The 12658-nt window shown below is 58.7% G+C and carries 9 protein-coding genes; 4 read left to right on the top strand and 5 right to left on the bottom strand.

What is annotated here, in order from left to right; all coding sequences use genetic code 11:
- Positions 1 to 248 precede the first annotated feature (248 nt).
- Positions 249 to 515 carry a DUF333 domain-containing protein gene (locus EDF81_RS03720; protein WP_123346372.1) on the top strand — a complete coding sequence of 89 codons (267 nt, stop codon included), beginning with the start codon at positions 249 to 251 and terminating at the stop codon, positions 513 to 515.
- Here EDF81_RS03720 and hslJ read toward each other — a convergent pair.
- Together hslJ and EDF81_RS03710 are read right to left on the bottom strand one after the other, a co-directional pair.
- Complete coding sequence (gene hslJ / locus EDF81_RS03715; RefSeq protein ID WP_123346370.1) at positions 509 to 925, bottom strand: heat shock protein HslJ; 417 nt, start codon at positions 923 to 925, stop codon at positions 509 to 511. The genes EDF81_RS03720 and hslJ overlap by 7 nt on opposite strands.
- A gap of 131 nt (positions 926 to 1056) precedes the next feature.
- On the bottom strand, positions 1057 to 2043 hold the full coding sequence (locus EDF81_RS03710) for a 2-hydroxyacid dehydrogenase (RefSeq protein WP_123346368.1): 987 nt from the start codon (positions 2041 to 2043) through the stop codon (positions 1057 to 1059).
- A gap of 207 nt (positions 2044 to 2250) precedes the next feature.
- Here EDF81_RS03710 and EDF81_RS03705 point away from each other — a divergent pair, with 207 nt between their 5' ends.
- Together EDF81_RS03705 and EDF81_RS03700 are read left to right on the top strand one after the other, a co-directional pair.
- A complete protein-coding gene (locus EDF81_RS03705; RefSeq protein ID WP_123346366.1) occupies positions 2251 to 4890 on the top strand; it encodes a YdbH family protein in 2640 nt (879 codons plus the stop codon).
- Positions 4887 to 5072, top strand: a complete 186-nt coding sequence (locus EDF81_RS03700) for a YnbE family lipoprotein (protein WP_123346364.1) — start codon at positions 4887 to 4889, stop codon at positions 5070 to 5072. Before EDF81_RS03705 ends, EDF81_RS03700 begins: the two co-directional genes overlap by 4 nt.
- 51 nt (positions 5073 to 5123) lie before the next feature.
- Here EDF81_RS03700 and azoR read toward each other — a convergent pair whose 3' ends face one another.
- Complete coding sequence (gene azoR, locus EDF81_RS03695) at positions 5124 to 5729, bottom strand: FMN-dependent NADH-azoreductase (RefSeq protein WP_123346362.1); 606 nt, start codon at positions 5727 to 5729, stop codon at positions 5124 to 5126.
- A gap of 198 nt (positions 5730 to 5927) precedes the next feature.
- Between azoR and hrpA the strand changes: the two genes are divergently transcribed.
- Positions 5928 to 9830, top strand: a complete 3903-nt coding sequence (gene hrpA / locus EDF81_RS03690) for an ATP-dependent RNA helicase HrpA (RefSeq protein ID WP_123346360.1) — start codon at positions 5928 to 5930, stop codon at positions 9828 to 9830.
- A gap of 17 nt (positions 9831 to 9847) precedes the next feature.
- On the opposite strand, the gene EDF81_RS03685 is transcribed toward hrpA, so the two are convergent.
- Positions 9848 to 10933, bottom strand: coding sequence for an HlyD family secretion protein (locus EDF81_RS03685; RefSeq protein ID WP_123346359.1), 1086 nt, complete (start codon positions 10931 to 10933; stop codon positions 9848 to 9850).
- Between the two features lie 30 nt (positions 10934 to 10963).
- A complete protein-coding gene (locus tag EDF81_RS03680; RefSeq protein WP_123346357.1) occupies positions 10964 to 12616 on the bottom strand; it encodes an MFS transporter in 1653 nt (550 codons plus the stop codon).
- Positions 12617 to 12658 lie beyond the last annotated feature (42 nt).

Here is a 12658-nt window from a genome sequence, read left to right as displayed (position 1 = left end):
GGCCTGAATTACCCCACAGGCCCTGTTGTTATGTTCTCATTCTAGCAAAGGGCCTGGGGTAACATTTTCGCTTTTGTGTACTACCCGGTGTGAAATCATCAATAACGGTGATTTTCAGGTGCTTCCGATAGAAGAATTGATAAAAAATGTTTCTGTAGCGCATAAAACGGCAGTACTGCACTCGACGAATGCCCCCTCTGATGCCTATGATGCAAAGGTTTGCGCTTATTCGACAGAAGGGGAAGGTGATGCGGGCAGCGTTTTTGATGGGGTGTGCGGCGTTGTTATTGACGGCGTGCAGCAGTGAGCCGGTCCAGCAGGCCACCGCGGCGCATGCGCCGCCGGGGCTTAAAGCGGCCATGACCGATTCGGGCCAGGCCAACTGCGCCATGATTGGCGGTACCCTGTCGGTGGCCCGTCAGCTTGACGGCACCGCCACCGGCATGTGCGCGCTGCCAAACGGCAAACGCTGTAGCGAACACTCTCTGGCGGGTGGAACCTGCGGCAACTACTGAGTGACGCGCTGATACACCAGGCTGCGGGTCGCCGTTGCCAGCGTCAGCTGACTGGCGGTTAAGTCCACCTGTGCGCCTGCGCTCAGCATGGTATCCAGGGTGCCGTCCAGCGCGTTAAGTTGCGGATCGGCACAGCTCATCCGCGTCGCGGCCATTTTGCTGACCTTCAGCGTACCGTTGTTCAGGCGGGCATCGCCCATAAAGCGGTTACACATCTTTCCCGTCAGCTGCATTTTCTCTCCGAACTGCAGCTCCGGCGGCGTTTCACCTGCGGGCAGTGAATGCCCGTCGACGCTTTGCAGGACAAAGCGCTGATTGCGTAACTGGGTATCGGTAACGGCGACGTCACTTTCACTCACGCAGCCTGCCAGCAGGGAACTGAGCAGGACGAGTACGGCAGTTTTCTTCATAATTCTCTTACACTTCAATAGCACAATAAACTGTGGAATAGATTTTTAACGACGCGGGGCCGTGGGTCATCGGAGATTGTCTGAATTCCGGGAAAAGGGCACGCCAGCCGGGGCTGACGTACCTGTTGCACTCAGAGCGCGTTCGGGCAGGGTTCGCCGTTTGCCAGCTGGCGCAGGTTTTCCAGCGTTGTCTGCGAAATGCTGGTCAGGGCTTCAGCGGTCAGAAATGCCTGGTGACCGGTGAACAACACGTTGTGACAGGCGGACAGACGGCGGAAAATATCGTCCTGAATCACGTCGTTGGACTTATCTTCAAAGAACAGGTCGCGTTCGTTTTCATACACGTCCATGCCCAGCGAACCAATTTTCTGCGTTTTCAGCGCGTCAATCGCCGCCTGCGAGTCAATCAGCCCGCCGCGGCTGGTGTTAATCACCATCACGCCGCTTTTCATCTGGGCGAAGGCATCCTGGTTCAGCAGGTGGTAGTTTTCCTCCGTCAGCGGGCAGTGGAGCGAAATCACGTCCGCCTGGGCAAACAGCGTCGGCAGATCCACATACTCCACGCCCAGCTCCAGGGCTGCGGCACTCGGATACGGATCAAAGGCCAGCAGGCGCATACCAAAACCTTTCAGAATACGCAGCGCGGCGATACCGATTTTGCCGGTGCCGATCACCCCGGCGGTTTTACCGAACATGGTAAAGCCGGTCAGCCCTTCCAGGGAGAAGTTAGCGTCACGGGTTCGCTGATACGCGCGATGGATACGACGGTTGAGGGTCATCATCATGCCGATAGCGTGTTCCGCGACGGCTTCCGGGGAGTAGGCCGGGACGCGTACCACCTGCAGGCCCAGCTCGCGGGCGGCATCGAGATCGACGTTATTAAACCCGGCGCAGCGCAGGGCAATAAATTTAACGCCCAGCTTTTTCAGCTCTTCCAGTACCGGACGGCTGCCGTCGTCATTCACAAACAGACAGACGCCTTCGCAGCCCTGGGCGGTACGGGCGGTTTTTTTCGTCAGAAGGAAGTCAAAAAATTCAAGTTCGAAGCCGTACGTTTCGTTTACAGCCTGTAGATACTTTTTGTCGTACTGTTTAGTGCTATAGACGGCAAGTTTCATAAGACTTTCTCCTGTGATAATGACATCACGTTAGCATATTTAAAATTATCTAACAATTTATAAAATTTATTTTAACCGGGACGGATTAACCTTAATTTTAGAGCATTCATGGCGAGAAATCGTCACCGGCTTCAACTGCCTGGCTAAACATGCCACAATAGAGGGCAGATAAGCATAATTTTTCGCTAAATCAGGATATTAACACCCATGAAGGGTAAAGTCAGAGCCATCATCGCGCTACTTTTACTTCTGGTCCTGCTGCCGCTGACGTTGTTCTTAACGCTGGCCCAGTGGGTGCCCAGCCTCGCCGGGATCTGGCTTCCGGTCGGGACGCGTATTGCCTTCGATGACTCTCCCCGCCTGACGTCACGCGGTCTGCACATCCCGGATCTGCGCTATTTTGTGGGTGACTGCCAGCTGGCGCAGCTCAGCGATGCCCGCCTGACCCATCCCAGCCGCTGGCGGTTAGCGATAGGCGCGCTGGACGTTAACAGCGCCTGTCTGAGCCAGCTGCCGAAAAGCGATGCGACCGACGGTTCCCCGCGTACCCTGGCCGAATGGCAGGCGATGCTCCCGGCCAGCTGGATTAGCGTTGAGCGGCTGACGCTTTCGCCCTGGCAGCAGTGGCAGGGACGTCTGGAACTGGCCCTGACGCCGCAGGTACAGCAGCTCAGCTATCAGGGCGAGTCGGTAAAAGTGCAGGCGCGTCTCAGGGGCCAGGCGATGATCGTCAGCCAGCTGGAACTTCATCTTATTGAGCAGCAGCCGCCGGTAAAACTGGTCGGCGAGTTTACCCTGCCGCTGGTGCCGGACGGTGTGCCGGTACAGGGTCATGCGGTAGCGACCTTTGAACTGCCGCAGCAGCCTGATCCGGTGGATGCAGAGCTGGAGTGGCGGGAAAACGCGGGCCAGCTGGTTGTGCGCACCCGCGATGACCGTGCGCCGCTGCTGGATCTCCCCTGGACGCTGACGGCGGAACAGCTGACCATCAGCGATGGCCGCTGGAGCTGGCCGTATCAGAACGTACCGGCAAGCGGACGCCTGGGTCTGAAAGTGGAAAACTGGCAGCAGGGGCTGGACGCGGCACAAATCAGCGGTCGCCTGAACGTGCTCACCGACGGGGATGCCGGTAAAGGCAACGCGGTACTGAATTTTGGCCCCGGCAGGCTTAGCATGGATAACAGCGCGATGCCGCTGCGGCTCAACGGTGAGGCCAAGGTCGGGGATCTCATTGCGTACGCTATGCTGCAGGCGCAGCTAAGCGGTAGCCTGATGGATCCGCAGCTGGCCTTTGCACCCGGATCGCTGCTGCGCTCCCGGGGACGTCTGATTGATGCCCTGAATATTGAAGACAGCCGCTGGCCGCTGGCGGGCGTGAAGGTGACCCGCAAGGGCATCGATGGTCGCCTGCAGGCGATCCTCCGCGCCAGCGAGCGGGGAACGGGCGATTTTACCCTCCATCTTGACGGCAGGGCCGATGACTTTCTGCCGGACAGCGGGATCTGGCAGTGGCGCTACTGGGGCGACGGGCACTTTACCCCGATGCAGGCGCGCTGGGATGTGGCGGGCACCGGCGAATGGCGGGACCAGCGCATCCAGCTCAATACGCTCTCTACCGGGTTTGATCAGCTCAGGTACGGCACCATGCGCGTCAGCCAGCCGCGTCTGACCCTTGACCAGCCCATTAGCTGGGAGCGGGATGACGCCGCTCCGCGCATCAGCGGTGGCCTGTCGCTGGATGCGGGAGAGACGCAGTTTACCGGCGGCAGCGTGCTGCCACCCTCAACCCTTAAGTTCAGCGTCGACGGGCGCGATCCCAGTATGTTCCAGTTTAAGGGCGACCTCCATGCCCGTGCTATCGGCCCGATACGGCTGAACGGTCGCTGGGACGGCGAACGGCTGCGCGGGCAGGCCTGGTGGCCGCAGCAGTCCCTGACCGTCTTCCAGCCGCTGATCCCACCCGACTGGAAAATGCGTCTGCGAGACGGCACGCTTTATGCTCAGGTGGCGTTCTCCGCGGCGGCCGATCAAGGGTTCGAAGCCGGTGGTCACGGGGTACTGAAAGCGGGAAGCCTCCTGATGCCGGACAATGAAATTAACGGGGTGGATTTTGTTCTGCCGTTTCGCTTCGCCGACGGCGGCTGGCAGCTGGGGACACGCGGCCCGGTCAGTCTGCGTATCGGGGAAGTGATAAACCAGGTGACGGCGCGTAATATCACCGCCGATCTCCAGGGCGCATGGCCCTGGAGCGAGTCAGATCCGCTGCTGCTGACCAACGTCAGCCTGGACGTGCTCGGCGGGAAAGTGACCATGCAACAGCTGCGAATGCCCCAGCACGATGCGGCTCTGCTACGGCTACAGCGGATTGACGCCAGTGAGATTATTGGCGCGCTGAATCCGAAGCAGTTTGCCATGTCCGGGCCGGTGAACGGCGCATTGCCTCTGTGGCTGAATAATGACAAGTGGATTATTAAAGACGGCTGGCTGTCGAATCCGGGGCCGATGACGCTGCGTCTCGACAAAGACACGGCCGATGCGGTGGTGAAAGACAATATGGCCGCCGGTACCGCCATCAACTGGCTGCGCTATATGGAAATTTCCCGCTCCTGGACCCGGGTCGATCTCGATAATCACGGCGATCTAACCCTGCTGGCGTCGATTACCGGCACCGGCCGGGTTCAGGGCAAGAGCAGCACCGTCCATCTCAATTATCGCCACGAGGAAAACGTCTTTACCTTATGGCGCAGTTTACGCTTTGGTGACAATCTTCAGACATGGCTTGAGCAGAACGCAACGCTGCCGCCAACGCCGTGCCGGGCGAATAAGACATGTGAGGAAAAACGATGAAAGCAGTGCTGGCATTACTGCCGCTGTTCCTGCTGGCGGGCTGCACGCCACGAATTGAAGTGGCCGCACCAAAAGAGCCGATCACCATCAATATGAACGTGAAAATTGAGCATGAGATTACTATCCGGGCGGATAAGAACGTAGACACTCTGCTGAAAACGCGCAGCGATCTGCACAATTAGGCGGGAAAGAAAATTACCCGCCGGGCGGCGGGTAACGGAAAACAGGGTTTCTTATGCGGCAACCAGGCTGTCGATAGCGGTTTTCGCATCGGTATGCGCTTTGGTCGCTACTTCCGGGCCGTAAGCGATACCTTCGGCGAACACGAAGTTCACGTCGGTGATGCCGATAAAGCCGAGGAACAGAGACAGGTACGGTGCGACCACATCGCTCGGGGTATCTTTATGGATACCGCCACGGCTGGACAGCACGATAGCGCGTTTGCCTTTTACCAGACCTTCAGGACCCTGCTCGGTATAGCGGAAGGTCACGCCAGCGCGAGCCACCAGGTCGAAGTAGTTTTTCAGCTGAGTCGGGATGTTAAAGTTGTACATTGGGGCGTTAATCACGATCACGTCGTGCGCCTGCAGTTCAGCGATCAGCTCATCGGACAGAGCAAGGGCTTCCTGCTGACGCGGCGTCAGCGGGGCATCGCTCGGACGCAGGGCGCCAACGAGTTCGCCATCCAGAACCGGGATCGGCTGTGCGGCCAGGTCGCGAACGGTGATTTCATCCGCGCTGTGCTTTTCACGCCATTGTTCAACGAAATAGTCGGAGAGCTGAGCTGACTGTGAGTACCCTGCCAGAATACTGGATTTAAGGACTAAAACCTTACTCATGGATGATTCCTTTTGTCTTAATGGGGACGTTGTCCCGTTATTTCCTGACACTCTATTGATAAATTCCCGTGATGAATAGCGCAATATATCGAATCCTATGTTCGAATTTCTTGAACAAGAAAAGAAGAATTGCGTTGTGGTATCCTATCGTTAATTGCGTAAATTCCTTTCTCCGGCAGTGCGCTGCCCGATAAGACTATGACAGAACAACAAAAACTGACCATCTCTACGCTGCAGCAGCAGATCGCCGATCTGATGCTGCGCGACCAGCAGCGCTTTGCGCGACGCCTGCACGGCGTGAAAAAGGTTAAAAATCCTGAATCTCAGCAGGCGGTTCTCCAGCAGATGATGGCGGAGATCGGCGAGGCGGCGGGGCGTGTAGCCCTGCGCGAAGCGGCGCGCCCCACGATTGACTACCCGGAAAACCTGCCGGTCAGCCAGAAGAAACAGGATATCCTTGAAGCCATCCGCGACCACCAGGTGGTGATTGTCGCCGGGGAAACCGGCTCGGGTAAAACCACCCAGCTACCGAAGATCTGTATGGAGCTGGGGCGCGGGGTCAAAGGGCTGATCGGCCATACCCAGCCGCGTCGTCTGGCGGCGCGTACCGTAGCCAACCGTATTGCCGAAGAGCTGAAAAGCGAGCCGGGCGGCTGTATTGGCTATAAAGTCCGCTTTAGCGACCATGTAAGTGACAGGACGCTGGTAAAGCTGATGACCGACGGGATCCTGCTGGCGGAAATCCAGCAGGACCGGCTGCTGATGCAGTACGACACCATCATTATCGATGAGGCCCACGAGCGCAGCCTGAATATCGACTTCCTGCTGGGCTACCTCAAAGAGCTATTGCCGCGTCGTCCGGATCTGAAAATTATCATCACCTCGGCGACTATCGATCCTGAACGTTTCTCGCGCCATTTCAGCAATGCGCCGATCATCGAAGTCACAGGACGTACTTATCCGGTGGAAGTGCGCTATCGGCCAATCGTCGAAGAGGCTGACGATACCGACCGCGATCAGCTCCAGGCGATTTTTGACGCCGTGGACGAACTGGGTCGCGAAAGCCCGGGTGATATTCTGATCTTTATGAGCGGTGAGCGAGAGATCCGCGACACCGCCGATGCGCTGACCAAGCTGAATCTGCGCCATACGGAAATTTTGCCGCTCTATGCGCGCCTGTCGAACAGCGAACAGAACCGGGTATTCCAGGCCCACAGCGGGCGTCGTATCGTGCTGGCGACCAACGTGGCGGAAACCTCTCTGACCGTGCCGGGCATTAAGTACGTTATCGATCCCGGCACGGCGCGTATCAGCCGCTACAGCTTCCGCACCAAGGTGCAGCGCCTGCCGATTGAGCCGGTGTCTCAGGCTTCGGCTAACCAGCGTAAAGGACGCTGTGGACGCGTTTCGGAAGGGATCTGTATTCGTCTCTATTCGGAAGATGATTTCCTCTCGCGCCCGGAATTTACCGACCCGGAAATTCTGCGCACCAACCTGGCCTCGGTTATTTTGCAGATGACCGCGCTGGGGCTGGGCGATATTGGCGCGTTCCCGTTTGTTGAAGCGCCGGACAAGCGCAATATCCAGGATGGCGTGCGCCTGCTGGAAGAGCTCAGCGCGATTACCACCGACGAGCAGCAGACGGCGTATAAGCTGACGCCGATGGGCCGCCAGCTCTCGCAGCTGCCGGTCGATCCGCGCCTGGCCCGAATGGTGCTGGAGGCACAGAAGCACGGCTGCGTGCGCGAGGTGATGATTATTACCTCCGCGCTGTCGATTCAGGATCCTCGCGAACGTCCGATGGACAAACAGCAGGCTTCCGATGAGAAGCACCGTCGCTTCCATGATAAAGAGTCCGACTTCCTCGCCTTTGTGAACCTGTGGAACTACCTGGGCGAACAGCAAAAAGCGCTGTCATCCAGCCAGTTCCGCCGTCAGTGCCGCACCGACTTCCTCAACTATCTGCGGGTGCGCGAGTGGCAGGATATCTATACCCAGCTGCGCCAGGTGGTGAAAGAGCTGGGGATCCCGGTTAACAGTGAACCGGCAGAGTACCGCGAGGTGCACGTGGCGCTGCTGAGCGGGCTGCTTTCCCATATCGGGATGAAAGATGCCGATAAGCAGGAGTTTACCGGCGCGCGCAACGCCCGTTTCTCGATTTTCCCTGGCTCTGGCCTGTTTAAAAAGCCGCCTAAGTGGACGATTGTTGCCGAACTGGTGGAAACCAGCCGCCTGTGGGGACGTATCGCCGCCCGCATCGACCCGGAATGGGTGGAGCCTGCGGCACAGCATCTGCTGAAACGTTCATACAGCGAACCGCACTGGGAGCGGGCGCAGGGCGCGGTGATGGCGACGGAAAAAGTCACCGTTTACGGGCTGCCGGTGGTGGCGGCGCGTAAGGTCAACTACAGCCAGATCGACCCGGCCCTGTGCCGGGAGCTGTTTATCCGCCATGCCCTGGTGGAAGGCGACTGGCAAACCCGTCACGCCTTCTTCCGCGAAAACCTGAAGCTGCGCAACGAAATCGAAGAGCTGGAGCATAAATCGCGCCGCCGCGACATTCTGGTGGATGACGAAACCCTGTTTGAGTTCTACGACCAGCGTATCAGCCACGAGGTCATTTCCGCCCGTCACTTTGACAGCTGGTGGAAAGCCGCCGGTCGTGAAGCGCCGGATCTGCTCAATTTTGAAAAAAGCATGCTGATTAAAGAGGGCGCTGAGAACGTCAGTAAGCTGGACTATCCCAACTTCTGGCATCAGGGCAACCTTAAGCTGCGTTTGACCTACCAGTTTGAACCGGGCGCCGACGCCGACGGCGTAACGGTCCATATTCCGCTGCCGCTGCTGAATCAGGTGGAAGAGGCCGGGTTTGAGTGGCAGATCCCGGGCCTGCGCCGCGAGCTGATGATTGCCCTGATTAAATCCCTGCCGAAGCCGGTGCGTCGTAACTTTGTGCCGGCCCCGAACTACGCCGAGGCGTTTTTAGGCCGTGCGACGGCGCTGGAGCTGCCGCTGCTGGACTCGCTGGAGCGTGAGCTGCGCAGAATGACCGGCGTCACCATCGACCGGGATGACTGGCACTGGGATCAGGTGCCCGATCATCTCAAAATCACCTTCCGGGTGCTGGATGACAAAAACAAAAAGCTGCTGGAAGGGCGTTCCCTGACGGTGCTGAAAGAGCAGTTAAAAGGCAAGGTGCAGGAAACCCTCTCCGCCGTGGCCGATGACGGTATCGAGCAGAGCGGTCTGCATATCTGGAGCTTTGGCACGCTGCCGGATCACTACGAGCAGAAGCGCGGTAACTATCGCGTAAAAGCCTGGCCGGCGCTGGTGGATGAACGTGACAGTGTCGCGATCAAGCTCTTTGATAATCCGCAGGAACAGCAGCAGGCCATGTGGCGTGGCCTGCGCCGTCTGCTGCTGCTCAATATTCCGTCGCCGATCAAATATCTGCACGAGAAGCTGCCGAACAAAGCCAAGCTGGGCCTCTACTTTAACCCCTACGGCAAAGTGCTGGATCTGATTGATGACTGCATCGCCTGCGGTATCGATAAGCTGATTGATGAGGCGGGCGGGCCGGTCTGGACCGAAAGCGGTTTTGCTCAGCTTCATGAAAAAGTGCGTGCCGAGCTGAATGAAACGGTGGTGGAGATTGCGAAGCAGGTCGAGCAGATCCTCACCGCCGTCTTCAATATCAACAAGCGGCTGAAAGGGCGCGTGGATATGACCATGGCGCTGGCGCTGTCTGACGTGAAGGCGCAGATGGGCGGGCTGGTTTATCGCGGCTTTGTGACCGGTAACGGCTTCCGCCGCCTGGGCGATACCCTGCGCTACCTGCAGGCGATTGAGAAGCGTCTGGAGAAACTGGCTATCGATCCGCACCGCGACCGCGCCCAGATGCTGAAAGTCGATCAGCTCCAGCAGGCGTGGCAGCAGTGGCTGAACAAACTCCCGCCCGCCCGACGCGATGATGCGGATATCGCCGACGTGCGCTGGATGATCGAAGAGCTGCGCGTCAGCCTCTTTGCCCAGCAGCTGGGGACGCCGTATCCGATTTCCGATAAGCGGATTCTGCAGGCGATGGAGCAGTTAAGCGGCTAAGCCCCGGAGGGCGTCGCTTATTTTTGCGACGCCTCACGGGTATCAATCGTCACCTGTACCGACATCCCCGGCCGCAGCCGGTTGCTGTCGGTCTGGTCCGCATCGACGGCAATACGCACCGGAATGCGCTGGGCGATTTTGACAAAGTTGCCGGTGGCGTTATCCGGGCTGATAGCGCTAAATTCCACGCCGGTTGCCGGAGAAATGCTCTCCACCCGGCCGGTAAACTGGCGGTCGTTAAGCGCATCCACGCGGAAAGTGACCGACTGACCCGTATGGACCTCCGCCAGCTGCGTCTCTTTCAGATTGGCGATCACCCAGTGTTCAGGCGGCACCAGGCTGGTGAGGTGCGTACCGGCGGTGACATACGCACCCTGGCGCACGCTAATTTGCCCAAGCTGGCCGTCGCGCGGGGCGATAATTCGGGTGTTTTGCAGGTCGATCTGCGCCAGTTCAAGCGCGGCATCGGCGCTGGCGACATCCGCTTCGAGCGAGCCGCGATTAACCTGCGTGCTCTGCAGATCCTGGCGGGACACTTCCAGCGTTGCCTGGGCCTGATCGATATCGGCGCTGGTCTGGGCGGCAAGCGCCAGCGCCGTGTCCCGGTCCTGGGCGGACGAATAGCCGCTGGTCGCCAGCGATCTGACACGCTTCAGGTTGGTCTGCGACTTCACATCCTGTGCTTTTGCGCTCTGCAGTGCGGCTTCGTTACGGGCGATGACCGCCTGAGCGCTTTTCTGCTGCTGGAGATTATTATCCAGCGCGGCGTGCTTCATCTCCAGCTGGGCCTGCGCCTGATGCACTTTCTGCTGATAAATCCGATCGTCAATCTGCATCAGCAGATCGCCTTTTTTCACCTGCGCGAAATCCTTTACTTTTACCTCAGTGATATAGCCATTGACCTGCGGGCTGATAAAGGTCGTCATCCCTCGCACGTAGGCGTTATCGGTAAACTGGCTGTGGCGGGTAAAGGGCGGCAGTTGCCAGGCGTAGAGGATCGCCAGCACGCCGACCAGGCCGATAGAGGCCGCGCCAAACAGCGAGACGATGCGGATATTCTTGCGGGTGTTCGCCTGTGCGCTGGCGGCATCCTGCTGACTCATAGTGACTCCATACGGTATACGTTAAACATGTTATTGGGTCCCCGTGGCTCTGCGCAGCGCCAGACGGGCGGTAATACGCAGACGCAGCAGCCGCCAGGAAATCCAGGCCAGGGTCGCGGCAGCGATAGAGGCGGTGAGCAGATAGGTATCGTTCCATGCCAGCACGTTGGCCTGCAGCGTACTGACGGTCTGTAACTGGGCCAGCGCCTGGGCATTCAGCAGGGTGCTGTCGTTAATCTGGCTGCTGAACATCTGGCTGTACTGCTGCAGACGCTGGGTCACCAGCGGACTGGCCTGGCTTAGCTGGTCCGCCAGCAGGCTGGAGTGGTATTTCTCCCGCCAGGTCTGGAAGGTGCCGAGGATCGCCGATCCCAGCAGGCCACCGATATTCTGGCTCATACCAAATAGCACCGAAAAACTGACCAGATTGCGCGGATCGGCAATGACGCCGCCGATGCCCGCCAGCATCGCCGGCGCGAGGAAAAAGGCGCTGGCAAAGCCGAGTAAAAACTGGCTGATCAGTAGCTGATCCGGCCGTGTCAGATAGTTAGACTGGCTGTCGAGCAGAGAGGCGACAATCATCAGGACCAGCGAGGTCAGAATCGGCCATGCCAGCCGCTGAGGTTTGATCGTCAGGCAGCTGGCGACAATGCCGCAAACAATCCCGGCGAAGATCGCCCAGGCCAGATGGGTCATCTGTTCATTCTGGAGCCCGACATACTGTAGCCAGCCGATCACGCCGGTATTCTGCTCCGCCAGCACAATGCGGATCAGCAGCATAATCAGCCCCAGACGCAGAATACTGCCGCTGGAGAGCCAACGGGTATTCAGCAGCGGGTTGCTGCGGTTATGCTCGAACATTATCGCCGTCAGGATCAGCACCAGCGAGGCCGCCAGCGCCCAGCCAATCCACGGTGCTTCAAACCACCACACCAGTCGCCCGAGGGACAGTACGGCGCAGAGCAGGGCCATGCCCGGAGCCAGCAGAATAAAGGTGATGAAATCTTTCTTCTCAAACACTTTTTTGCGGTCGCCCGGCGGCAGCTTAAGGGCGATCACGCAGGCCAGCGAGATCAGCGCCAGCCCCAGTTCGAAAACGTACAGCCCGCGCCATTCGTCAATTTGCAGCAGCTCGCTGGAGAACAGTCTTGCGATGGGAATGGCCAGGGACGAGCCGGTAATGCCGATGGTCAGGGCTTTAAGTCGGTGGCGTGCGGGCCAGGCCTGGATCTGATAGTAAATCCCCAGTGAACTCAGGGCCGCGGCGACCATACCGTGGGCGGCGCGGACAAACAGGGCGGAGTTCAGATCGTTGACCAGCAGGTGGAAGAAGGTCACCAGGACATAGAGCACCAGGAAGCCTTCGGTAAAGGCCCGCAGACCATACTGCTGGCGGAACTTTACAAGCAGCAGGTTAATGGAGACGTTGGTCATGACGTATACCGCCGGAAGCCAGGCGATCTCCGTTGACCAGGCGGCAAAGGTGCCCTGTAAATTTTGCAGGTTGGCGGCGACCATCGCGTTGCCAAGCGCGCCGGTAATACAGACCAGCAGGCCGACAATACCGTAAGCGATGCGCTTTGGCGTGCTGTGAACCGGCGTGGAAGGGGAACCGAGCAGCATCGGTTTTTCATGGGATGCCCAGTCACGCGGTGCGTAGGGGTCTGACATTGGCCGGCGCATTGCGTTATCTCCGTTCACATCCTTTGCCACGGCTGCGCGCCG

Source organism: Enterobacter sp. BIGb0383 (assembly GCF_003751845.1).
In the GTDB taxonomy this organism is placed as follows: Bacteria; Pseudomonadota; Gammaproteobacteria; order Enterobacterales; family Enterobacteriaceae; genus BIGb0383.
Note: the sequence above shows the minus strand (reverse complement) of the source record. Positions and strands in the feature narration are given on the sequence as shown.